26 protein-coding genes are annotated in these 23,597 nt (G+C 59.8%); 19 read left to right on the top strand and 7 right to left on the bottom strand.

Annotation, left to right across the window (positions count from 1 at the left end; translation table 11 throughout):
- The first annotated feature begins 90 nt into the window (after positions 1–90).
- The 3 genes from ACR3EK_RS16345 (at position 91) to ACR3EK_RS16355 (ending at position 2,289) form a co-directional block, all read left to right on the top strand.
- The gene (locus ACR3EK_RS16345) at positions 91–882 is read left to right on the top strand and encodes a trypsin-like serine peptidase (protein ID WP_260063911.1); all 792 of its coding nucleotides are present in this window, start codon (positions 91–93) and stop codon (positions 880–882) included.
- Positions 879–1,697 (top strand): trypsin-like serine peptidase, encoded by an 819-nt coding sequence (locus ACR3EK_RS16350; protein WP_170365630.1) that lies wholly within the window; start codon positions 879–881, stop codon positions 1,695–1,697. Before ACR3EK_RS16345 ends, ACR3EK_RS16350 begins: the two co-directional genes overlap by 4 nt.
- A gap of 124 nt (positions 1,698–1,821) precedes the next feature.
- Positions 1,822–2,289, top strand: a complete 468-nt coding sequence (locus ACR3EK_RS16355) for an Hsp20 family protein (protein ID WP_170372489.1) — start codon at positions 1,822–1,824, stop codon at positions 2,287–2,289.
- 141 nt (positions 2,290–2,430) lie between these two features.
- Here the strand turns inward: ACR3EK_RS16355 and ACR3EK_RS16360 are convergent, their stop codons facing one another.
- On the bottom strand, positions 2,431–3,906 hold the full coding sequence (locus ACR3EK_RS16360) for an NAD-dependent succinate-semialdehyde dehydrogenase (RefSeq protein WP_170342490.1): 1,476 nt from the start codon (positions 3,904–3,906) through the stop codon (positions 2,431–2,433).
- Between the two features lie 289 nt (positions 3,907–4,195).
- Here ACR3EK_RS16360 and ACR3EK_RS16365 point away from each other — a divergent pair, with 289 nt between their 5' ends.
- The 7 genes from ACR3EK_RS16365 to ACR3EK_RS16395 all read left to right on the top strand — a co-directional run bounded on the left by ACR3EK_RS16365 (position 4,196) and on the right by ACR3EK_RS16395 (position 11,643).
- The gene (locus tag ACR3EK_RS16365) at positions 4,196–5,275 is read left to right on the top strand and encodes a coiled-coil domain-containing protein (RefSeq protein ID WP_170583031.1); all 1,080 of its coding nucleotides are present in this window, start codon (positions 4,196–4,198) and stop codon (positions 5,273–5,275) included.
- A gap of 251 nt (positions 5,276–5,526) precedes the next feature.
- A complete protein-coding gene (locus ACR3EK_RS16370) occupies positions 5,527–6,645 on the top strand; it encodes a hypothetical protein (protein WP_480633923.1) in 1,119 nt (372 codons plus the stop codon).
- 21 nt (positions 6,646–6,666) lie between these two features.
- Positions 6,667–8,598 carry an AAA family ATPase gene (locus ACR3EK_RS16375; protein WP_480633924.1) on the top strand — a complete coding sequence of 644 codons (1,932 nt, stop codon included), beginning with the start codon at positions 6,667–6,669 and terminating at the stop codon, positions 8,596–8,598.
- Positions 8,595–9,254 (top strand): hypothetical protein, encoded by a 660-nt coding sequence (locus ACR3EK_RS16380; protein WP_480633925.1) that lies wholly within the window; start codon positions 8,595–8,597, stop codon positions 9,252–9,254. Before ACR3EK_RS16375 ends, ACR3EK_RS16380 begins: the two co-directional genes overlap by 4 nt.
- 128 nt (positions 9,255–9,382) lie before the next feature.
- Entirely contained in the window at positions 9,383–10,720 is a 1,338-nt protein-coding gene (locus ACR3EK_RS16385) for a DUF6638 family protein (RefSeq protein WP_480633926.1), read from the top strand.
- A 1-nt stretch (position 10,721) separates the two neighbouring features.
- Positions 10,722–10,988, top strand: a complete 267-nt coding sequence (locus tag ACR3EK_RS16390) for a hypothetical protein (RefSeq protein ID WP_093963662.1) — start codon at positions 10,722–10,724, stop codon at positions 10,986–10,988.
- 10 nt (positions 10,989–10,998) lie between these two features.
- On the top strand, positions 10,999–11,643 hold the full coding sequence (locus ACR3EK_RS16395) for a DUF1523 family protein (RefSeq protein ID WP_170359868.1): 645 nt from the start codon (positions 10,999–11,001) through the stop codon (positions 11,641–11,643).
- A gap of 50 nt (positions 11,644–11,693) precedes the next feature.
- On the opposite strand, the gene ACR3EK_RS16400 is transcribed toward ACR3EK_RS16395, so the two are convergent.
- From ACR3EK_RS16400 to ACR3EK_RS16425, 6 genes are all read right to left on the bottom strand, one after another.
- Entirely contained in the window at positions 11,694–12,788 is a 1,095-nt protein-coding gene (locus ACR3EK_RS16400; RefSeq protein WP_170365620.1) for a flagellar basal body P-ring protein FlgI, read from the bottom strand.
- Positions 12,785–13,792: a flagellin gene (locus tag ACR3EK_RS16405; RefSeq protein WP_480633927.1), complete on the bottom strand. Its 1,008-nt coding sequence runs from the start codon at positions 13,790–13,792 to the stop codon at positions 12,785–12,787. The genes ACR3EK_RS16400 and ACR3EK_RS16405 overlap by 4 nt, the downstream gene beginning before the upstream one ends.
- A 2-nt stretch (positions 13,793–13,794) precedes the next feature.
- Positions 13,795–15,234 carry a flagellar hook-associated protein FlgK gene (gene flgK, locus ACR3EK_RS16410; RefSeq protein WP_480633928.1) on the bottom strand — a complete coding sequence of 480 codons (1,440 nt, stop codon included), beginning with the start codon at positions 15,232–15,234 and terminating at the stop codon, positions 13,795–13,797.
- Positions 15,235–15,272: 38 nt separating this feature from the next.
- Entirely contained in the window at positions 15,273–16,568 is a 1,296-nt protein-coding gene (locus ACR3EK_RS16415; protein WP_480633929.1) for a flagellar hook protein FlgE, read from the bottom strand.
- A 97-nt stretch (positions 16,569–16,665) separates the two neighbouring features.
- Positions 16,666–17,505, bottom strand: coding sequence for a flagellar motor protein MotB (locus ACR3EK_RS16420; RefSeq protein WP_480633930.1), 840 nt, complete (start codon positions 17,503–17,505; stop codon positions 16,666–16,668).
- 93 nt (positions 17,506–17,598) lie between these two features.
- Positions 17,599–18,936 carry a FliI/YscN family ATPase gene (locus tag ACR3EK_RS16425; RefSeq protein ID WP_480633931.1) on the bottom strand — a complete coding sequence of 446 codons (1,338 nt, stop codon included), beginning with the start codon at positions 18,934–18,936 and terminating at the stop codon, positions 17,599–17,601.
- Between the two features lie 87 nt (positions 18,937–19,023).
- Between ACR3EK_RS16425 and ACR3EK_RS16430 the strand changes: the two genes are divergently transcribed.
- From ACR3EK_RS16430 to ACR3EK_RS16470, 9 genes are read left to right on the top strand one after another with little or no spacing between them, the layout of a single operon-like run.
- The gene (locus tag ACR3EK_RS16430) at positions 19,024–19,413 is read left to right on the top strand and encodes a FlgB family protein (RefSeq protein ID WP_480634044.1); all 390 of its coding nucleotides are present in this window, start codon (positions 19,024–19,026) and stop codon (positions 19,411–19,413) included.
- 10 nt (positions 19,414–19,423) lie between these two features.
- A complete protein-coding gene (gene flgC, locus ACR3EK_RS16435; protein ID WP_480633932.1) occupies positions 19,424–19,810 on the top strand; it encodes a flagellar basal body rod protein FlgC in 387 nt (128 codons plus the stop codon).
- Positions 19,811–19,822: 12 nt separating this feature from the next.
- The gene (gene fliE / locus ACR3EK_RS16440; protein WP_170359884.1) at positions 19,823–20,113 is read left to right on the top strand and encodes a flagellar hook-basal body complex protein FliE; all 291 of its coding nucleotides are present in this window, start codon (positions 19,823–19,825) and stop codon (positions 20,111–20,113) included.
- A gap of 3 nt (positions 20,114–20,116) precedes the next feature.
- Positions 20,117–20,389: a flagellar biosynthetic protein FliQ gene (locus ACR3EK_RS16445; RefSeq protein ID WP_093963653.1), complete on the top strand. Its 273-nt coding sequence runs from the start codon at positions 20,117–20,119 to the stop codon at positions 20,387–20,389.
- Complete coding sequence (locus tag ACR3EK_RS16450) at positions 20,389–21,099, top strand: flagellar hook-basal body complex protein (RefSeq protein ID WP_480633933.1); 711 nt, start codon at positions 20,389–20,391, stop codon at positions 21,097–21,099. The genes ACR3EK_RS16445 and ACR3EK_RS16450 overlap by 1 nt, the downstream gene beginning before the upstream one ends.
- Positions 21,100–21,123: 24 nt before the next feature.
- Entirely contained in the window at positions 21,124–21,909 is a 786-nt protein-coding gene (flgG, locus tag ACR3EK_RS16455; protein ID WP_170343153.1) for a flagellar basal-body rod protein FlgG, read from the top strand.
- Positions 21,909–22,325 (top strand): flagellar basal body P-ring formation chaperone FlgA, encoded by a 417-nt coding sequence (gene flgA, locus ACR3EK_RS16460; RefSeq protein WP_480633934.1) that lies wholly within the window; start codon positions 21,909–21,911, stop codon positions 22,323–22,325. The genes flgG and flgA overlap by 1 nt, the downstream gene beginning before the upstream one ends.
- Positions 22,326–22,327: 2 nt before the next feature.
- Positions 22,328–23,056 carry a flagellar basal body L-ring protein FlgH gene (gene flgH / locus ACR3EK_RS16465; protein WP_170367527.1) on the top strand — a complete coding sequence of 243 codons (729 nt, stop codon included), beginning with the start codon at positions 22,328–22,330 and terminating at the stop codon, positions 23,054–23,056.
- Positions 23,057–23,068: 12 nt separating this feature from the next.
- Positions 23,069–23,587 carry a flagellar basal body-associated FliL family protein gene (locus ACR3EK_RS16470; protein WP_480633935.1) on the top strand — a complete coding sequence of 173 codons (519 nt, stop codon included), beginning with the start codon at positions 23,069–23,071 and terminating at the stop codon, positions 23,585–23,587.
- The last annotated feature ends 10 nt before the right edge of the window (positions 23,588–23,597 follow it).

The raw sequence follows: 23,597 nt of genomic DNA on the forward strand, positions 1-23,597 counted from the left end.
GGTGCGGATTAGGCGCGGTCCGGCTCTGCCCTATTTTCGCCAAACGCCACGCGTAAGTAGATTGGCCGATACCTCATGCCGGAGAACCGCGTGCGCACATGGATCAGGGCGATAGCGTTATGTGTTCTGCCATTGGCAGCCACGGCGCAGGATACTGGGCTGCAAAGCCTTGAAACCTCGGATTCCGGGCGCGAATGGATGGCGGTCGGACGGCTGAACATCGACGGCACCGGCTTCTGCACTGGTGCGTTGATCTCACCCACGCTTGTTCTGACTGCAGCGCATTGTCTGTTCGACCAAGCGACCCGCCAACGAATTGATCCGGGCCAAATCGAGTTTCTGGCGGGGTGGCGACACGGCCGCGCATCGGCATATCGTACGGCGCGCCAGGCGGTCATTCATCCGGAATACGAGTATGACCGCGCCGCATCCGTCAGCCGCGTGCGCCACGACGTCGCGCTGATCGAGTTGTGGCAGCCGATCCGAAATACGACCGTGATCCCGTTTGAAACCGGCTACAGGCCAACACGTGGTGAGGATGTCGGAGTGGTTTCGTACGCCCACAACCGCGCAGAAGCCCCTTCGCTGCAACAGGTCTGCTCGGTCATGGCGCAGCAATCGGGGGTGCTGGTCATGTCCTGTGACGTGGATTTGGGTGCGTCCGGCGCGCCGATCTTCTCGTTCTCAGGGGATCACCCCCGGATCGTATCGGTCGTGTCCGCAAAGGCCGAATTGGAAGGCCGGCGGGTATCGTTGGGAACAGCGCTGGAAGAGTCGCTGGAGGTGCTGCGTACCGAGCTGTCCGCAGGGAATGGATTTGGCGCTTCCGGCAATACGCTCGAGCCTGGAAAGAACGTCGGCGCAAGGTTTGTCCGGCCATGACCTGCCGTATCGTGACATTGGCCCTGATTTTGGCCGGGATTGCTGCATCGGCGCTGGCCCAGGACAGTGGCAAGCGCCGGTTGACCGATCGGGACGACCTGTATGGTTGGGAGGCGATCGGACGGCTGGACATCGGAGACCGCTCGTTCTGCACAGGCACGCTGATCGCGCAGGATCTTGTTCTGACCGCAGCCCATTGTGCGACGGACAAGGCCACCGGCCGGACCTATGCACCCGGCGAAGTCACCTTTCGCGCAGGTCTGAGCGATGGACATGCGCTTGCCGAAGGCACGGTCGTGCAGATCGCCGTCCTTCCCGACTATGATCCCCGGGTTGGCCTGTCACCCGAGATGGTGCGGGTCGATGTCGCCCTGATGCGACTGGATCAACCGATCCCGTATACCGTCGCCAACCCATTTGCGTTGCACAGTGGCCGGGTCGCCGGGGACGAGATCAGCATCGCTTCGTACGGGCGCGGCCGGTCCGAGGCAATCACGCGCCAGCGGTCCTGCCGGATTCTCGAGCGGCGCCAAGGTCTGATTACCTTCAATTGCGATGTCACGTTCGGATCCTCCGGTTCGGCCATTCTGGCCCGAAACGGGCCGCGTTGGCAGATCCTTTCTGTGGTATCGGCGGTTGGTACCGACGGCCGTCGCAAGGTCGGGTTCGGCATGGAACTTGAGGGGATCGTCTCGGACCTCAAGGCCATCATGCGGCGGGATGCGCCGCAGCCAAAGGCCAAGATCCGGCGGCTGCAGGTCGGCTCGGGCAAGTCCAGCTCGGGCGCGAAATTCATCAGCTCCGGCGGGTCTTGAACTCAGCCAGATCCTTTCCCATCTCATGTGTGTCGGGCAGCCAAACCGGGGTCCGACAATCGCCAACGCCCGTCCAATCGGAGGGCAAAACTCGTAAATCGCTCTGAACATGAGGATAACGAACATGCGTAGCTTTGATTTTGCACCACTGCACCGTGCAACCGTCGGCTTTGACCAGATTGCCGACATCATGGATCGGGTTATGACCAGCGAAGTGTCACAACCCAGCTATCCCCCGTACAACATCGAAAAAACCGATGCCGATGCGTATCGTATTTCGATCGCAGTCGCCGGCTTTGCCGAAGATGACCTGACGATCGAAGTCAAGGAAAACGCGCTGGTCGTGGCCGGCAAGAAAGCCACCGAAGACACCAAGCGCACCTATCTGCATCGCGGCATCGCCACCCGCGCCTTCGAGCGTCGTTTTGCTCTGGCCGACCACGTCCGCGTGACCGGCGCCAGCCTGGAAAACGGCATGCTGCACATCGACCTGAAGCGCGAGGTGCCCGAAGCGCTGAAACCGCGCCGGATCGAGATCACCTCGACCAAGGCGATCGAACAGGACGTGGTTGACGCCAAGCCCGTGAACTGAGGCCAAGACTGCCCAAGCGGCGATGATCGTCTCCTCCCTCGGTTGTCGCACAACCCCGCGTTCCTCCGGACGCGGGGTTTTTCATGACGGTTGCAAAGAAAAAGGGCGCCCAGAGGCGCCCTTGTCTCATGGTCCGTCCGATCAGACCGCCATGCAGATGTATTTCATCTCGAGATAGTCTTCCATGCCGTGGTGGCTGCCTTCACGGCCAAGGCCGGATTGCTTGACACCACCAAACGGGCCCAGTTCCGAGCTGATGATGCCGGTGTTGATGCCGACGATGCCGTATTCCAGCGCCTCGGCCACCTTGTACACGCGGCTCAGATCCTTGGCGTAGAAATACGAGGCGAGGCCGAAGATCGTGTCATTGGCCATGGCGATCACCTCGTCCTCGTCCTCGAATTTGAACAGGGGCGCCAGCGGACCAAAGGTCTCTTCCTGCGCGACCTTCATGTCCTGGGTCACGTCGGTGATGATCGTCGGCTGGAAGAAGGTGCCGCCCAGATCGTGCGGCAGGCCACCGGTCAGGATCGCGCCGCCATTGGCCGTGGCATCGGCGATATGTTCCTGCACCTTGGCCACCGCCTCGTCGCTGATCAGCGGGCCGGTCGTTGTGCCATCGGACAGGCCGTCGCCGATTTTCAATGCCTCGACCGCGGCCTTGAGCTTGGCGGCAAAGGCGTCATAGACACCGGCCTGCACATAGATGCGGTTGGCACAGACGCAGGTCTGGCCGTTGTTGCGGAATTTGCACAGCATCGCGCCTTCGACGGCGGCATCCAGATCGGCGTCGTCGAACACGATGAACGGCGCGTTGCCGCCCAGCTCCATCGAGCATTTCATGACCTGGTCCGCGGCCTGACGCAGCAAGATCCGGCCCACCTCGGTCGAGCCGGTAAAGGTCAGCTTGCGCACGCCGGGGTTCTCGCAGAACTCCTTGCCGATCTCGCTGGCCTGTGACGAAGGCACCACGTTGAACACGCCCGCCGGAACGCCGGCCTGTTCGGCCAGCAGCGCCAGCACCAGCGCCGACAGGGGCGTTTCGGTGGCCGGGCGCGCGACGAAGGCGCAGCCAGCGGCCAGTGCCGGGCCTGCCTTGCGCGTGATCATCGCGTTGGGGAAGTTCCACGGCGTGATCGAGGCCGCCACCCCGATCGGCTGTTTCAGCACCATGATCCGCTTGTCGCGCTGATGGCCGGGGATGGTCTCGCCATAGACCCGCTTGGCCTCTTCGCCGAAGAATTCGATGAAGGACGCGCCATAGGCGATCTCGCCCACCGCCTCGGCCAGGGGCTTGCCTTGCTCGGCGGTCAGGATCTTGCCCAGATCCTCGGCGTTTTCCATCATCAGGTCGAACCACCGGCGCAGGATCGCGGCGCGCTCCTTGCCGGTCAGCTTGGCCCATTCCTTCTGTGCGGCCTCGGCCTGCGCGATGGCACCGGCCACCTGGGCGCGGCTGACATCCGCGACCTCGGCGATCACGTCGCCGCGGGCCGGATTGGTGACGGCAAAGGTGCCGTTGTCACCATCGACCCATTGCCCGCCGATATAGGCCTTGGTGACCAGAAGGTCGGGGTTCTTCAAAAGCGATTTCAGGTCGGTCGTGGTATCCAGCATGGGTCGGCCTCCGGGCAGGGAAAGAATTTGCGCGTACCCAATCAGGTGGCGCAGAACATGTCTAGGGCCACCCGGGGGCGTCAATCAATCCAGATTTGATCAAAAAATAGATCGGCGTGCGATGCAAGGGCCGGAAAGCATCAAGAGCCAGCCAGCTGTTGGTTTTGACGCCTATCTTTTTCGATAGGGTTTTGCCAAAGTTCCGGTGATTTGAGAGACCCAGGGGGATGTAAATCGTTATAACATTTCCTATCTTGTTGGGTAGATAAGAAAAACAAGGATTGGACAGATGTCGAACCAGCAATTCGAAGCATTGATCGAGGAAACCCAGGCCAAGGTGCGCGAAAGCCAGTCGCAGATCGAAGGGCTGACCTCGCGGATCGAGGCCGCACGCGCCAAGATCGGAACGGCCGAAGCGGATATCGACATCGAAAATGCCACGCTTGAAGACGTGCACGCCCATACCGAGGTGATGAACGCAAACATCGCCGAACTGATCATGGGGCTGGACGACGTCACCAGCGCGTTTTCCAAGGATTTCGACGAGATGCGCTCGAAGACCGGGTGGGAATCGTTCGTGGGCATCTTCTCGAAGGGTAAATCCGAGTCCATGCGCCAAGAACGGATGCGCTCAGCCAATATCGACGACAAGCTGCAGGACCTGATCGCGAAATCAGACGTGATCGTGAAGCTGCTGGAAGGACAACTGGCCGTGCTGGAAGAGCAGCGCGTGAAGGTGGAGAACAACCTGACCGTCACGCTGGATGACCGCGAGGCGACCGTGGCGGAACTCGAGGCGCTGCGCGCAGAGATTCAGGGCATGGATCCGACGATCATCACATTGGAAAACAAGATCAGCGTCGAACAGGACGCCGCCGCGCGCACCCAGTTTGAGTCTGAATTGGCCGAGCTGAACAAGCAATACAACGCCAAGGTTCAGGAAGAACAGGTGAAGCTGGCCAAGTCCCAGACGCTTGAGCGCTATATCGAAAAGGGCAAGACCTGGGTCGACTCCCTGCAAAATCAGGCGGCGACGCAGATGGTGCTGATCAACAAGCTGCAGACAGACACGCAGCAACGCGTGGTGCTGTATGACGCCCTGACCAAATCGCTGAAAACCGCGCAGCAGCAGGACGTGGCCCACCGCATCAACGAGATCGGCGTGCAGACCGACCAAGAGGCTCAGACGGCAATGGCCGCCATCGGCACCGCGACCAACCAGAAAATGGCCGACATGCTTGAGGCGCATGAGGACCACATGGTCTTTGCCCGCGACGTGCTGGAGAAAAAGGCCAAGGCGGATGAGCGGTTCGCCCGCCGGTTTGCCTCGATTGTCGAGAAGCATGATAAGAATTTGTATGGGGGGTGAGGACGCGATCCGTTCGCCGCTAAAGATGCTAAGTTCAGCAGTGGGCGTTGCGCTCTTAGGGGCGCTTCTCATCCTGTTCGGGTACCTGACCCAATTGATTCCAGCATACCTTGGTCCCGATCTGAGATTGATGATGTTCTTCGTGCCATTGGTCTTCGCGCTCGGCTCATTTGGAGTTTCAGTCGTGTTCGCAGTCTGGGGCGCACTTTGGTTGGCATTCGAGGTATTCCTTCTATTGGTCGATAAGCTAAATGAGTAACCCAACCCAAGACCATGTCGGCCTGACCGATACCTTTGCCTCGCGCCGCTATTTCCGCAAATTCGAGGTGATCACCGTCCACCTCCTGCGCGTGGCCGCGACGATGGAGGCCGAGGGCGCGATCAGCAAGCAAGAGGTGCGGATCGTGTCGCGCTACCTCTCGGGGCTGCTCTACACCTTCCGCGCGCTCAGCATGAAATACCTGCTGGTCGGGCGCGACACGGGGCGGTTCTTTGGCAGCCTCGCCATGGACAAACGCGACAGCGGGTTTCCGGTGGCGGCCGAACTGCTGACCATGGCCAATGACGCGCAGCAGGCGCAGGTACATTTGGCGAATATGCCCTCGGAAGAGGACCTGAAAACCGAGATGGTGCGGACGATCATCAGCGACAGGGAAATCCCCACCAAGCTGCAGTTCGCACTGTCCCAAAGGCTCTATTACGAGGAATTGTTGAAAGGTCAGCTGTTCTGGGCTCGCAATGACCCGGAATGCCATTGGATCGAGACCGAGGGCGAGCGGCGGAAATTCCTGATTCATTGGGCGGTCTATGACAGCCAGATCAACCTGCCGGTCATCTACCTGATGCAGTTGGAGGACAGCGGCAAAACGGCCCTGCCCAAGGACCAGCGTCGCTGGCCCGAAGTGCAGGCGCATCTGATGGCGCAGTCGCTTGGTGGCTTGAAACTGGTGACCATCGCCAAAGGCTTCGACCAGGATTTCGACGACCTGCACCCCAAACATCTGCGCCGCATTCATGTGGGTCCGATGTATTCCTCGGCCTATACCGAGCAATCCGGCCCCCTGCGGCAGGTGTTGGAGGACGCGCAAGCCCCCGAGGGGCAGGATTGGGCTCTGGCCTGGACCACCGAAGAGCTGCACAGCGAAGAGGTCATCGAAGAACGCGCCGGATGGTTCTCGACCGTCGAGCGCGAGGTCTTTGCGTTGGACCCCTTCGGCGGACAGGGGGCCGAGACCGGGGCCACACGCACCCAGCGCTCGATCATTCTTCCCCAGCGTCCGTTCCAGGTTCTGGCCGAACGCAATCCGCCAGGCTTTGCGGATGTGCGCAAGTTTGTGGTCAGCAAGTCCGGGCAGGTGTTGCGATATTGATAATACAAAGGCGATTTTGAAATGAGTTTGACGTCAGACCAGATGGAATTGCGCGAAGACGATATTCGCAAGCACTATCCTGCCGCCACCGCGTTGCTGAACGGGTTCGAGCATGCGCCGCGCATAGCCAAACCCGCCGAGGCCGCCGTCGAACGGTCACCGGGTGTGTCGACGGGACGGCGGTTCCGGTCGACCACGCCGGGGTTGGTAACCCGCCGCACTGCGCGGGCCGATGGGGTGCATCTGGTCGAACGGATAGAGGCCGCGGATGACGGCGACGCGCTGGTGTCCCCGCAGCAGGCGACCACACAGCAGGCGATCCGCCGGGCGATTGCCATCGCTTTGGCGGTGGCCGAAACCTATGCGGACCAGACCCCGCTGGCCGATCTGAAACGCGCCAATCTGGCCGGAGATCTTGCCGCCGCGCGCAAGACCGAATTCTCGGATCTGCTGACCGCCGAAGCGTTGATCACCTTGCACACCTTCGGCAATGCGTTGGCCTATTTGATGTCCTCGCATCTGGGTGAGACCACGGTCGAAATCGGTGAAATCGATGAGGTCCTGACAGACAACGGCCAACTCGCCCTGCACGGTGCCCTTTGGGAGCTGGATCAGGTTCTGGCCAAGCACGCGCCCGATGATGCCCATCTGATCGCGGCCACCAGTGCCTATGCAGAGCAACTGATGGAAAAAGCTGCTCTGCGCGCGCAAACGGCTGGCTATCTGGCCCCGTTCCAGAACGCCGCCTGGCATATCGAGGCCGACGATCTGACGATCCGTGGATTTGAGCCCGCGTCGAAGGCCAAATCCACCACGCTCACCATGACGTTCAAGAAACCGAACGAGGTGGTGGGCAACCATATCGCCAAATATCAGGCCATGAAGCTGGCCAAAATGCTGATGGCTTATGATTTTGACCGTCGCCTGAACCCGTTCGCGGAGCTTGGCGGATTCATCTTTACCTTCATGGGCGACGGCAAACCGGGCACCGGCAAGACCACTCTGATCCAGATGATGGCCGGGCTGATCAATGACTACTGCCAGAACGCGGGCTATCCGTTTCGTTATCAGAACCTGAGCACCGACAATATCGACAGCTATCAGGGCAAATCCGGCCAGAATGCCAAGGCGTTCATCAACACGATCATCGACCCCTCGGTCATCGGCTTTGGCACGATCGACGATATCGACCAGCTGGCGGGCAAACGCGGCGACAGGCAGTCCAGCGCGGGCCAGCTGGAAATCACCGCCGTGCTGATGGAGAGCTTCGCGGGTGCCAACACTGTCGTGCGCGGCAATTGCACTTTTGGCATGTTCTCGAACTACCCCGAGAATGTGGACGACGCCCTGCGCCAGCGTGCCGGAGCACGGTTTCTGGTGGACGGCCCGCAAACGCGTGAGGATTACATTGACATTCTGCACCTGCTGATGGGCCGCAACCACGACATCCCGCTGGGCGAGCACGACGCCTATGCCGCGCAGGAAATCAAGAAGGCCGTCGCCGCCAGTTTCGAAAGCCACTCGCGCCCGCATGAGGATGCTTTGCTGCTGGTCTATGAGCGTGTTTCTGGTGAGATCGGCCAGATGGACACGATCGCCAAGCTGGGCACCTACCTCAAGGCGATCCAGCAGGCGGATGAGCGGTTCACCGGCCGCGCGATCAAGAACATCACCGACGCAGTCAAGGTCCGCGCGATGGATTTCGAACTGCCCGACGAGTGGATGGAAAACCCCGACCTGTTCCTGTTCCGCGACTACGACACCAAGAAGGCGATGATCGAGGAGCTGCGCCAGCCGATCACCGTCGAGATGGTGATCCAGGAGATCAACCGCTACGCCGACAGCGAGTTCCGCTATGCCGACAAGAGCGACGAGGTCGCCATCGAAAACGCCGTCCGCGAGATGGGCCGGATGGAAGAGGCCAAGCGGCGGTATCTGGAGGGGAAGGGGTGATTGTTGACCGGGTTTTCAGATGGTCGCTGGTCACTTTTCTCTGGATTATAATTCTGGGCTACATGTTTTCGGAACTAAACATTGCTTATTGGGAGAATATCGAATTGCTAGAGGCAATTTCAAACCTTGGAATAGCAATTGGTGCAATTCTCACGCCAATTGCTGCTTTCAAAGGTCTTTCCACGTGGAAGAGACAACTGGATTCAGATCTCGCACGGAGATTAGCCGCTGCAGTATTCCAGCACCGGAAGTCGTTGCTGGCAATCACATACCCAGATGTCTCTATTGAAGAGAGGAATCTTGATGGCGCGCCAGAACCACCTCACGGACCAAATTATGTAGTCTACTGGTACAGGTTTGGGAAAACTAAGAAGCATTTGGCAGACGTAGAGACACTTCTCGCCGAGGCGGAGCTAAGATGGGGTGCAAAAGTCGTACAGAGTTATGAACCAGTGGCCGCTGTTGGACTTGAATTGATGCGCAAAATTTTAGCAACCGAAGAAACGAGATATGCCACGCCTAGAGATGCCATCCAAGGGAGAGACGATGCAGAAAACTATCTTTTAGACTTAGCTTACAAGCAAAAATGCGAAGCCGCGGTGAGCATAAACGCTGCGTTCGAACAAATTCAGACAGCACTGAAAGGCAAGGTGTAGCTGGTTATGGTGGCTGATATAATCGCGGCGCAGCCGCGACGCGCCCGACCCGCCCCCCAGGGCGGGAGCGTTCCGCACCCACCCTCGGGCCGGGCGCATCGCTATCGTTTCGCGGGAAGGCAAATGTCATGATCCGCCTCATCGAAAAAGGCCTGATGTTCGGCAATCTCGTCCACATCTCCAGCCCGGCTTTGGTCGAGCGATATAACCGCGCGCTGCAGCATCTGGCGGGCAAGACCACGGCGCTGACGGATTTCCATGTCGATATCTCGGGCTATTCGCCGGAGGTGGGGATTGAGCTGGAGGATGAGCTTTACCTCAACCCCAACGGGGTCAACCGGCATTTCATTCTGCTGACGACCGAACAGAAACGCGCGCCGCTGCTGAACGTCAAATTCTCGACCTCGCGCGATATCCTACGCGAATTCATCGAGATGAACGAGGCGCAGTTGTTCGCCCTGACCGCCACCGATGCGGTGGCCGGAGAGCTGGTGAACTCGGTCTTCAAACTCACGACGCCGCGCGACCTGCTGAACCTGCGCAATATTGAAATCGAGGCCGACACCGTGGGCGGCACCCTGCGCAAAGCCGAGCAGCTGGCAGGCATGGTCGAGCGGTTCAAGACCGAGGAAGACGCCTGGTTCGATGATGTGCTGATCGCGAAAATGATCGAAACCGCTAAGGAAACCGGCGACGTCACCCGCAACCCTGTCCGGCTGCGCCACACGGTGTTTGAACAGCGCAACTTCTGGACGGCGCATTTCGGCGGCATGTATCTGTTCCCGGATCTGGATCACCCGGCGGCGATCTGCATGGGTGAAAGGCCAGAGGATTTGCCGATCAAATATGTCTTTGATCCGTCGCAGCGAAACCAGATTGCCAAATTTCTGAATTACAACGATCTGGTCGAGCCGATCGTCAAGGCCCGCGGCGTGGATGCCGCCGCGATCCTGCAACAGAAGATGGACTTTCTGACCGTTGACGCCGCCGCGGATGCGGGCATTGATCTGACCGGGCTGGACCGCAGCGACATGCGGCGTTTGGCGCGCAATCACGCGGATCGCTTGCCCGAAGCCTATCATGGCCTCGCGCAATTGTTGCGCTGGGCGACAGATGGCGGGCCTTGGCCGCGTATCACCTCGGATCATCCGGCCTATTTCTATTCGCTGCGCGCCGCCAATACCCCGAACCGCGATCTTGTGAATATGCTGCTGGCCGAACTTGCCCCGCTGGACCCGCGCCAGATGTTCATTTGCCACAAGGAACTGTTCTACCGCACCTATGGTGGCTGGGCAGAGCCAAAAAAGGCCTATGTGGCCGAGTTTCTTGCCCGTGAATATCAAGTGGACAAGGCCGGGGCCCGCGCCGCACTGTTCGGGCATGAACCCGACATGAGTGGCGAGGACCGGGTCAGCGAGGCGGTGATCGCACGGGTCGGCCCTTGGGGCGCGGTAAGGAAAGAGTGATATGTTCGGAGCAATGCGCCTGTTTCTCGGTTTGCTTGTCGTTCAGACGATTGCCTACTTTGCCTTGTCACTTTACTCGCGTCGCGTCCGGCGGCAAAAGCTTGAGACGTGGTGGGAAGAGAAGGGCAAGACCGGCAACAAGGAAGCATTTGTCGAACGCGGATTGCATGTCTATGACAATTCGTTCCGTCGCAAACTGATCCTGGGTGTTTATATCGTGCCTTGGGTGGCGATCGCCGCGCTGATCTATGTCGTGAACTACATGTGAGGTTTTGGGAATGGTCTACATCAAATGGGCGTTCATCCTGATTTTCTGGATCACGCTGGGTGCGATCCTGCAATACTCGCTGCCGCAGCACGACATTGTCCGCATCGTAAACACCTACGAAGAGCGGCAGGATCTGACGGATTGGACCCGCGTTTTCTGGTCTGAGCCCGATGATCAGTCGACCAGCCTTTCGAACCGCGATGTGCAGTTCATCCAAGCCGTGCGGGCGAACGGCAAGCCGATCGTCTATCGGAACGAAGATACCAGCTGGGGTTGGCCACCCTATTTCAAGTTCGATACCGCCAACCTTTACACCGAAGCCAACGACGCGATCTCGGACAAGGATGATCCGGATTGGGTTGTCGTGACCCACTACGGCTGGCGCAACGAGTTTCTGTCGATCTTCCCGAATGCCATCTTCATCAAACATGTCGAAGGACCGGACGTCCGCATCATTCCCTGGTTCAACATCATTTTCCTGACCGTTTTTTTTGCCATCGTCTGGGCGCTTTGGGTGCGTTGGCGCAGGTTCCGCGAAGCCCGCATCGACCCCATGCTTGAAAGCGTCGAGGATGGTCTCTACGCCGCTGGGGATGCGATCGACGAACGAAGATCCAGCTTCCGGCGCTGGCTGGACAGCTGGAAGTCAAAATAGACCAGAACCGGGAACCAGTTTGACCATCGGCTACCCGGCTAGGCGTCCCGCTATCTGACGACAAACTCGGCATGAAGGGCCCCGGCGGCTTTGATGGTTTTGAGGATGTCGATCATATCCCGCGGGGACACGCCCAACGCGTTCAGGCCGGCAACCACCTGCGACAGCGTCGTCGCTTCGGGGATTTCTGCCAACCCGGTGCCGGCGTCTTCCTCAATCCCTGCGATGGTTCGCGGCACAACAACGGTCTCCCCTGTGGCAAAGGGATTGGGCTGAACGGCGATCGGAGATTCCTCTACCCGAAGTGTCAGGTTGCCTTGGGAAACCGCGACACGTGAGATTCGGACCTCCTGCCCCATGACGATCGTGCCGGAGCGTTGATCTACAACCACGCGAGCCTTGGTTTCGGGTTCAATCAGGATGTTTTCGATCCGGCCGATCGCATGCGCGGTGGAAGGAGCCCGCGTTTCCGGGATGCTCAATTCCACCGTGCCCGAGTCGCGCATGACCGCAACGGCGCGATTGAACTCGCGATTGATGGCCGCTTCGATCCGACCGGCGGTCGTAAAGTCCGGCTCGCGCAGGGCCAACCGCAATTGGGAAAGACCTGACAATTCAAAGTCGATCTCCTGCTCGACCCGGGCCCCGGCGGGGATGACACCGGATGTCGGGACTCCTTGAACAACCGATGCAGCGTCGCCCTCGGCGACTGCACCACCTGCCAGAACAGTGCCTTGTGCAACTGCGTAGATCTGCCCATCCGCGGCGTTCAACGGTGTCATGACGAGCGTGCCGCCCAGCAGGCTTTTGGAATCTCCGATCGCCGAAACGGTCACATCGATCTGCCCGCCCACCCGCGCAAAGGGCGGAAGGGTGGCGGTGACAAGAACGGCGGCGACGTTCTTGGGGCGAAAGTCCTCACCAGTGACATTTACACCCAACCGTTCCAGTATGTTCGACATGATTTCTTCGGTGAACGGGGAATTGCGCAAACCGTCACCGGTTCCGTTCAGTCCGACGACAAGGCCATATCCCACCAGATCGTTGCCGCGTACGCCGTCAAAATTCACCAGATCCTTGAGCCGTACAGCCCCGGAAACTGCCACCGAAGGCAGCATGATCAGAAGGAAGGCCAGAAGTCTCATCTCAGGAAATTCACCAATGATAGGGTCGAGTTGCGGACAGTGACCGAATAGAGGCTTTCGAGCTGGAACTGCACGGTCTGCAGGTGTGCCGCAGTTTCGTAGGGATCGGCGGCGACAAGTTCGTTGCGCGCGTATTCAAAACTGGTCCTGGCCGCCGCATTTCGTGTTTCGGCCTGTTCGATGCGGGCTTGCACCGCTCCGATCTGAGCGCGCATCGTCACGACGTTATCTTTGGTGTTGGCCAGAGCCACGCCCAGATCGGTAAACAAGGCAGTCTGCAGGTCTGGTGGCCATTCCAGCGCGCCCTCCGTCGCCAAGGCCGCAAGCGCGACATTGCGCAATCCATCCCGAAGTTTCGGATCATTGGCCGTGAACTGCATGTTCACCCGCTCGGTCTCCGAAATCTGCATTGGCGCGAGGGTCGTGTTTGACCCGTTGTACATGACTGCCTCGAATCCGGCAGGATCATTGAACCAATCTTCGGCCGCCTGGCGAATATCGGTCAGGGTTGTCAGCCCTGCCAATTCGGTTCGCAGCGCAGCCAGTAGCGTGTCCGTCGACTTCAACGGAGAGGTGTCCGTGGCGGTTCCCGCGAACAAGCTGCGGCCACCGACCCGCGTGTTCAGTGAAGAAATCATCGTGTCCAGTTCGTTGCGCGCCTGAGCCGAGGCCTGAGCATGCGAAGTCGCTTGGTTGGACGTCCCAAACGCGAGCAGAGAAGCCGAAACCTCGCCGATCGAGGTCTCAAATGTCTCGAGACTGATCTGAGTGGCATCAGCAAACAGATTTGCCTCGGCGGTCGCCGTAGAGAAGGCGTCCAGCTGTGCAATTTTTCGATCCAGGTCCAGCAGATGCGAGTAATCGCCACTGAGACGCCCAGAAATGTCAGCGGTTTGACCCGTAGACATCTCATAGGACAGGGTTTCGATCTGCGTTTTGATCTCGGTGCTGCGCGCGCGCAAGGTCAGACCGCGGGCCAGATCACCAATCGAATTCAAGGTCATCGTTACATCCTCAGCAGCAAATCCATCAATTCGTCGACAACAGTGATGATCCGCGCATTGGCGGCATAGGCCTGTTCAATCTGCATCAAGCGCTGCAACTCGGTGTCACTGTCCACGCCCTGCTCGGCCACTAACTGTTCCATTTGGAGTTGTGCATTGGATGCGTAGCTTTGGCGTGATTGAGCGGTATGGGCAGCTGCGCCAGCTTTGGACAAAAGCGCCGCCGACACCTCACTGGCCCGGAGGGCCCCTGTGCCGAAAGCCAGGGCAGGGCGCGGCGTGGTCAATACGGCGCCAAAAGCCTGCAGCTGGGTTGCCTCACCGGGGTCGTTCGGTCCAACGGCCCCCAACCCCGCGCGCAGTTTCCAACTGTCGCCGCCGGCATCAGGATCGACAATCGGGTTGAGCTCAAGACGGGACGCGAGCCCCGCCGGCGCCGTGGCATCGAAACGGGCGCCGGCATCGGTGAACAAGCCCGGATCAATCGGCATCGCGGTCGGGTCCAGGCCGGCAGTTTCGAACCGTTCGATCAGATCGCGCGCAACTGCGTCCAGGTCCTCATGCGCGTCGATGGCCAACACGTCGCGAATGTCAAACTGGGCTGCCAGAGCGCCGCCGTGGATCTGTGCGGAATCACCGGATGTGCGGACTGGCCGTCCATTGAGTTCGAGCCCGGACAGCAGTCCGTTTCCTACGGTCATGTGCGGTTCGGTATTACCGGTGACCGAGAACGCGAACTCTGCGGCTGATCCTTCTAGAAGTATCAGCCCACCGTCGGAGTACAGCGAGACGCGGTTGTTGTCGCGCGCCACGACATTGACCGGAACCAGCTGGTTGACTTGGTCAATGAGAACCTGGCGTTGATCCAGCAACCCATTGATATCGCCGCCCGCGTTCTCAACAGCCGGGATCTTGGCATTCAACGCTTCGATATCTTTCAGGTTTGTATTCAGTGTTTCGACATACGTCCCGATTGTTCGGTCCGCGTCAGAACGCATCTTGCTGAGGCCGTCGAACGCCTTATTCAAATCGGCAACCAGATCCCCAGCTGCGCGCGCCGCCAGATCCAGACGCTCGACCGAGCCGGGAATGCTTGCGGCCGTGATCAAGCTGTTCTCGAATGCGCTCAAAGATACCGCGATCGATCTGCCGTCATCGGGGGTACCGACCAATGCTTCGAATTGCGAGTAAAACTCCGAGATTGCCGAGGCCGCCGCGTTATCCGCCGTTGCCGCGCGCAGGTTCGCCATCAGAACAGGATCTTGATGGCGGGTGATTCCCACGACCCTGACGCCGTTGCCGGAAATAGAGTTGGTGGTCAGCTCCAACGTCCGCTTGGCGTAGCCGGGCGTCAGCGCATTGGCTATGTTGCCCGAGACGACGGCGGCGCCGCGGCTTGCCGCGCCCAGCCCACCCAGCGCGTTATTCAGGGCCGTTGACATGCTCATGAGGCCGTTCCTTTCCGCTTTGCAGGTTCAGATCAGCGCTTGATGTTGGTTGTTTCCTGCAACATCTCGTCGACTGTCTGGATCACCTTTGCGCTTGACGAATAGGCGCGCTGGGTTTGGATCATCGACGTCAGTTCAGTCGCAACGTCGGTCGTCGACTCTTCGCGCGCGAAGGAAATCAATTCGCCCGTCGGACCTTTGCCGGCATCCCACAGGAAATAAGTTCCACTGTCGCGAGACGGCGCATATGTCTGGCTGTCGAGTGCGGTCAACCCATTCGGGTTGGGGACGTCCGCCAGCGGTATCTGGTACATCCGACGGGTGACGCCCGTGTCATACAGCGCGTAGACGTATCCGTTTTCATCGACCTGAACGCTGGACATGGTCCCGACTGCGGATCCGTCCCGGGTGATCGAAACCGGCGCAAACGTGTCGGACAGTTGAGTGATTCCATCGCTGTCACCGATCAGACCGATATTGACCTCCATCGGGCCGCCGGCGACGTTGACGACAAAGCTGCCGGTGGTCGGATCATAGGTGCCACCGGACACGGTGGTCACACTGGCAAGGGTACCGCCTGCGGTTCTGCTGTCCGTAAATGTCAGCGTATATTCACCGATCACGGCACCGCCCGAAGCGGAGTCGCGCAAGATCATCGTCCATTCGTTGCTGGACCCGGCGGCCGGCACCGTCGGGACAAGCTCGATATCGACATTCTCGGGTTTGCCCAAATTGTCGAAATATTCGACGGACAAGGGCTGCGTGTCACCAGGTGCGCCGGCATCAGTGGCCGTGGCGGGCAGGTTCATGCGCAGGTTCATTGCGGTGGTCGGCGAGCCGGACAGTTGATTGACGCTGAGTTGAACCGGCTGCAATGCTGCGGATGTGTCGCGCGAAACGTTGGGAATGGACCCATCGGCGTTGGCGGGCCAGCCCAGCAGCACAAGTCCGGACTCGGTAACCAGATACCCTTCCGCATTGGTTCGGAAGGATCCGGTGGTGGTCAGAAGCATTTCGTTTGAATCGGTTCCGATCTGGGAACTTGGGCGAACCGGCAGCATGCCCCGGCCGCGCACGGCCAGGTCGGTTGAGTTGTTGGTGGTAACCAGCGAGCCACGCTGATCGATCAGTCGCTGGCTGGTGGTCCGGACGCCGCCCGCCGAATAGCTTCCGCCCTGGCCCGACGTCACCATCGAATGAAAATCCGTCTCAACCCGCTTGTAACCGTAGGTCGAAGAGTTGGCGATATTGTCCGATATGGTCGCCAACCTGTTCGCGTTGGCCTTCAAGCTGGCCACACCGGCATTCAGCGAAGAGGAAATTGTCATCGGCACGCCCTTCTGTTGCGTAAATCGTTACCGCAACAGCTAACGCGCTGGGCCTTAACAGCGCGCTAACAAGTAAAATGCCAGATATCCTCCGATCTCAGGGATTGCGTAGAAACACGATCTCGATCCGGTTGTTGCGGGCCGCCATCGGGTTTTTCACCGCCAGCTTGCGATCGGCATGACCCGTGACCCGTTCAAGCCGTTTGGCGCCGACCCCCTTGTCCTGAAGCATCTGCCGTATCACCTGCGCGCGCGAAGTCGACAGATCCCACGACTGATTTCGGGCCAGAACCACCGGAGAGGAATGCACGTGACCCTCGACCGAGATGGAATTCATCACCATGTCCGATGAACGTGCAACCAGCAGTACCAGTGCACGCATCATCTGCGTTGGAGAATCGGAACCTCTCTCGAACAACGGCTCATCTTCGGTATCGAACAGCTCGACGATCAGACCCTCGTCCGTCACCCGAGTGACAATATGCTTCAAGGCCTTTTTGGACACCATGCTTTCGCCTGACCGCCCCAGCAGCCGCGCCTCGAGCGACGAGAAGTCTTCGAACGCGCCGCGCCCGCCGCCATCGGCATCCACACCGGTCGAACCCCGCGCGCGCTTGGCCTCGGTCGGGTTCTTGTTCGTCGCTCCCGAGCCGTCCATCACCATGGTTTTCTCCGAGAACATATTGTCGCCCCCAAAGGCCCCGTCGCCCCCGCCGGAAACGGGATTGATCGGAATTGTCGGAGAGAAGTAGTCCGCCAAACCCTTGCGTTGCTTTTCTGTCGTTGCGTTCAGCAGCCACATCAACATGAAGAACGCCATCATGGCCGTCACGAAGTCCGCATACGCGACCTTCCAGGCGCCGCCGTGATGGCCATCGCCACCCGAAACGCGCTTCTTCTTGATGATGATCGGCGCCGCATTTGATTGCGCACCCATCTAAACCACCCTTTTTCACCCACCCATTGGATTAACAGCGCGGGGATTAAGGGCGGCTTAATACCTAAAACTGTTCAGACCTTTGCCGACCCATCATTGGACGATCCCGGCGCTGGCCCGGCGCAGGATGACCGAAAGGCGGTTGAAACTGTTCTGGACTCCGTCCGGATCGAGTTTGCCGAAAAAGCCATCAAGCTCGTCATGGATGCGAACCGCCTGATCCAGGAGCGGGTCCGTGCCCGGCGTGTACAGACCCGCCTTGATCATCACTTCGGACTGCTCGTAGCTTCCGACCAACCGGCGGGCTTCGGTGATCAGCTTGTTTTCCTCGGGTGTCGCCGCAGCCGGTAAAGAGCGCGAGACCGAACGGCTGAGCGCGATGGCTGGAAAGCGCCCTCGCTCGGCGATCTCGCGACTTAGCACGATATGCCCGTCAAGAACGCCGCGCAGGATGTCGGCCACCGGTTCATCCATGTCCGAACCCGCGACCAGAACGCTGAACACGGCGGTGATGTCGCCCTGATCGGCGGTTCCCGGGCCGGCGCGTTCACAAAGGCCGGCGATCATCGGTGTGACCGAAGGCGGAAAACCCCGCAGGGACGGGGCCTCACCCATGGCGACGGCGATCTCGCGATGCGCCTCGGCGAACCGGGTGACCGAGTCGCAGAGGAACAGAACGCTCAGACCCTGATCCCGCAGAAACTCGGCCGCTGTCATTGCAGACCAGGCGCAGCGCCGGCGGGCCAGAGCTGATTGGTCGGACGTGGCCGCAACCACGATCGAGCGCCCCATACCTTCGGCGCCCAACGCGGTCTCGACGAATTCATTCACTTCGCGCCCGCGTTCGCCCACCAGCGCGACGACCACTGCATCGGCCTGCATGGATCTGGCCAGCGTTGCCAGCAAACTTGATTTTCCCACACCCGACCCCGCAAAAAGGCCGACACGCTGCCCCTGGACGATCGGAAGCAGGGTGTTCAAAATCGCCAACCCGGTGGCCATACGGTCTCCCAGCGGTTTGCGGTCGACGGCCCGGGGTGGCGCGGACATGACGTTGCGGGCCTGCGCCCCGGGCAGAAGCGGTTTGCCGTCCAGCGGTTTGCCGAACGGATCGACCACGCGACCAAGCCAATGCAAACCGGGTGCAAAAACCGGAGTCGGCTCAAGATAGACCCGGTCTCCCAAGCGCACGCCGTCAGGGGCTGCGCCAGGCAGCATGTGAACGGCTCCGGCCTCGACCTGCAACACTTCGCCGGCCAACGGTTGGTCGTGGCGTCGCTGCAAAATCAGATGGTCGCCGATGCGCGCTTGTTCTGCCAGCCCTTCGACCTCGATCACCCCACCGGAAACACCCGCGACCAGACCCATGTGCCGCACCGGAGAAAGTCGATCGAACTGGTACTTCAGAATCGAGGGATCGAGGTCGGACATGGCGTCGGCTCCAATTGGTTTCTGAAAACGGTTTCTAAAGGAATCGGGGTTAAGCCTTGATTGAAATTGATCGAGGGAGAAGCCCCGATGTTCTCGGACCTGAACGTCTTTAAAGTTGCGTACGCCCTGGCAACCCATGCCGGAGAACGGCAGGCCGTCATCTCGCGCAACATGGCCAATGCGGATACGCCCGGCTACCGGGCTCGCGATATTGAGCCTTTCGCGGAAGCCTTTGAAAAATCCAGTGCCACCAGCGCAATGAGCGCGACCCGCGAAGGTCATCTGAACGGTGTCGGGCCGGGCGGCATGACTTGGGCCGAACATATGCGCGGCGGCGCCGTCGATCCCAATGGTAATGGAGTTTCGCTTGAAGAAGAAATGGTGAATGCGGTCGAGGTCAAGCGACAGCATGACCGCGCGCTGGCCATCTACAAGACCTCGATCGGGATCCTGCGCACCGGTCTGGGCAAGGCGTGAGGAAGCCGTCATGAGCGATTTCTCCAAATCCCTGGCCGTTACGGCCAGCGCGCTGCGGGCGGAAGCCGCGCGCCTGCGCCATGTTTCGGAAAACATCTCGAATGCGGATACTCCGGGCTACCGGCGGAAATCGGTTCCTTTCGAGACGGTGCAAAAAGACGGCACTGAATTGGTTCAGGCCGGTCGGGTCAGGCTGGACCGGCGGGCGTTGCCCCGGATCTATGATCCCAGTCACCCGATGGCGGACGCCAGCGGATACTACGCAGGGTCCAATGTCGATCTTATGGTCGAGATCGCCGACGCGCGTGAAGCGCAACGCAGTTACGAAGCAAACCTCAAGATGTTCGACCAGACCCGACAGATGTCGGCCAGCCTCATGGAATTGTTGAGAAAATAAAGGAAAGCCAGAATGGATATCCGATCGATCACCGCGGCTCAGAGCTATGCGCATGCCCGCCCGGCCACCCAAGCGGATCCGGGAACAAGTGGCGCGGCACAAGGGCTGCGCGCAACTTTTCAGGACTTTGCGGAAACCCTGAAACACAGCGAAGAGGTCGCCAATGCGGCCATGATTGGTCAGGCCGACCCACATGCCCTCGTGCAGGCACTGGCTCAGACCGAACTTGCGGTCGAAACAGCGGTTGTGGTGCGCAATAAGGTCGTTGAGGCCTACCAGGAAATTCTCCGGATGCCGGTCTGAACGATGCTCAGCGAAGGTCTGTTCTATGACGTCGTACGTCAGGCCCTGTGGATTGCCGTGATCACGTCAGTTCCGATTCTGACGGTTGCGCTGGTCACGGGTTTGGCCGTGGGCCTGTTCCAGGCCTTGACATCCATCCAGGAGATGACCCTGACCTTCGTTCCCAAGTTGGTGGCCATCGTCATCGTGTTCTGGGTCTCGATGGGCTTCATGACGCAGACGCTGGTCACATTCTTCACCTCGACACTGGTTCCGCTGATTGCAGGAGGTCGCTGATGGATACAGCCTACGTCACCCTGTCCCGTCAAACCGGGCTGATGAACGAAATGCGTCTGGTCGCGAACAATATCGCCAATGCGCACACGACGGGTTACCGCCAGCAGGGTTTGGTGTTTTCCGAGTTTGTGAGGGACCTTCCCGGCAGCCCCTCTCTGTCCATGAGCCGTGCTCAGGCGCGCAACACGTCTTTTGCGCAGGGCGTGATGACGGAAACCGGTGGGCAATTCGATTTTGCAATCGAAGGCAGTGGGTTTTTCTTGGTTGAAACTCCGTCCGGCAACCGTCTGACCCGGGCGGGCAGCTTTTTACCGGACGCCAATGGCGATCTGGTGACGATGGATGGGCACCGCGTGCTGGACAGCAACGGGGCCCCGGTCTTCATCCCACCGGACGCAGCAACCATTGATGTGGGCGGCGACGGGACGCTCAGCGCGAATGGACAGGCTTTGGGGCAGATCGGGGTGGTTCAGCCCGCGGAAGGCACCGAGTTGGTGCGGGAAGGCAGCACCCTGTTCAAACCGGAAGGCGAGGTCGAGCCGGTCGAGCGACCGGTGGTTCTCAACCGGTTTCTGGAGGGTTCGAACGTCAACGCCATCGGCCAAGTGGGCCGGCTGATCGAAATCCAGCGTGCCTACGAACTGGGGCAGAGTTTTCTGGACGCCGAAGATGAAAGGGTCCGCGGCGCCTTGAAGACCTTGATGCGCTGATCTGAAACTGCAGGAGAAACCGAAATGCGAGCCCTGAAAATTGCCGCGACTGGAATGGCGGCGCAACAAATGCGGGTCGAGACGATCTCGAACAACCTGGCGAACATGTCGACCACGGGCTACAACGCCCGGCGGGCTGAATTTGCGGATCTGCACTATCAGCAGATGGCTCGCGCCGGCACGGTGAACGCCGCGGACGGGACTGTCCTGCCGACGGGAATACAGCTTGGTCTGGGTGTTCGTCCCGCGGCCGTGACCGTCGAGTTGGCCCAAGGCGCGTTGTCCGCGACGGGCAGTGACCTGGACATCGCGATCGAAGGGCGCGGATATCTCGAGGTGGTTCTGCCAAACGGCCAGTCGGCCTATACCCGTGACGGCAGTCTGAAGCGATCGGCCGAAGGCCTCATCGTCACGTCGGACGGGTTTGCGGTTGCCCCCGAAATTACCATCCCGGACGACGCGCGGTCGATTTCCATCAACGCGTCCGGCGAGGTCTACGCCTACTTTGACGACACCGCGGAAGGGCAGCTTCTGGGGGAATTCACACTGGCCAGCTTTTCCAATGCCAAGGGCCTCGAGGCCATCGGCAGCAACCTGTTCAAGGAAACCGAGGCTTCAGGCGCTCCGATCGTGGGCACCCCAGGCGAGGACGGGCTCGGAATGCTGCGTCAAGGCTACTTGGAAGACAGCTCGGTCGATGCGGTACGTGAGGTGACCGATCTGATCGAGGCGCAGCGCGGCTATGAAATGAATGCCAAGGTGATTTCGGCCGTCGACCAGATGATGGGCGCGACGACACAGGTACGCTGATGCGGGTCGTGGGCTTCATATCCCTGTGGCTTCTTCCGGTTGCCGCCTTCGCTGACATAGTCGTGCCGACCAGAACGATCCGGGCCAAGGAGATCATCGAATCCGCTGATCTTCAGGTGAAATCCGGTGAGGCGCCCGGCGCGGTAAATGATCCTGCAGACCTGATCGGGAAGGAAGCCAAAACCGCTTTGTATCCCGGTCGGCCAATTCTGAAGGCAAGTGTCGGCGCTCCCGCCCTGGTCGATCGGAACGATCTGGTGACGCTTGTCTTCGTGAAAGGCGGACTGTCCATCGCGGTCGAAGGGCGCGCGCTGGGCCGCGGAGCCGCCGGTGATCGCATCCGAGTCATGAACCTGTCGTCACGAACGACGGTAACCGGAAAAATCCGTTCCGACGGCCAAATCGAGGTATTTTGATCATGAAACTGTCCAGATCCCTGTTGCTGGCCATCCTGTCCCTTTCCGCCTGCGGGCGTTTGGACCATCTGGGCAAACCGCCCAGCCTGTCGCCAACTACGGAAACTCCGGAACACGTGGCGATGTTGTGGCCGGGTTTGCCGTTGCACACTCAATCTCAGCGCGCCGTGGACGGCGCGTCTCTGTGGAGTGGGGGTCAGCAGTCTCTGCTGGGTGATCAGCGCGCCATCAAGAAGGGCGATATTCTGACTGTCGTGATCGAGCTTGATGAAAAGGCCGAAATCTCGAACGATACAAACCGGTCGCGCGGCAGCTCGGAAGATCTCAAGGTTCCCGGCCTCTTGGGGTTGCCCCAGCGCGCAGCGAAACACCTGCCAGATGGTGCGTCACTGGACGAGGCGGTTTCGATCGATTCCGCGTCAGTCAGCAAGGGCAAGGGGTCGGTGAAACGCAAGGAAAAGCTGACACTGCGCGTCGCCGCAACGGTGATCGATGTCCTGCCGAACGGCGTCCTGTCGATTTCCGGAACACAGGAACTGAGGGTGAATTTCGAACTTCGCGAGCTGCTGGTGTCTGGCTATGTGCGTCCGCAGGACATCTCGCGCCAGAACGAGATTACCTATGACAAGATTGCGTCTGCACGGGTGTCCTATGGCGGCCGCGGCCAGATCACGGATGTTCAGCAGCCACGATACGGGCAACAGGTGCTGGACGCGCTGTTGCCGTTCTAAGGTGTTCAAATGATGAAGAAACTGCTCCCCGTTCTCTTTTTGATTGCAGGTCTCGGGGCCGGCGCTGCGGCTGGGCTATTTTTGACACCGGGACCAGCGGAAACCGTGGCCGATGCCAAAGTACCGGAGCCTCACGCCGAGGAGACCGCCAAGGCAGACAAGGCGAACAAAACCTCCGGCCATAGTGAGACATCGGGCAAGGCTGGTCCCTATGAGTATCTCAAGTTGACCAAACAGTTCGTCGTTCCGGTCGTCGAAGAAAACGAAATCTCTGCTCTGGTGACCATGTCGCTGAGCCTGGAAACCCGGCCGGGCATCTCGGAGGAGTTCTACGAAATCGAACCGAAACTGCGGGACGGGTTTCTTCAAGTGCTGTTTGATCACGCGAATATTGGTGGGTTCGACGGCGAATTCACGCAATCGGACAATCTTGAGGTGCTGCGAAGGTCTCTGTTGGAGGTTGCCCGAAAGGACCTTGGCGATGACGTGTCCCGTGTTTTGATCATGAGCGTGAGCCGCCAGGGCACCTGACGCCAAAAGG

The sequence above is a fragment of the Ruegeria sp. BC8 genome (assembly GCF_056535705.1).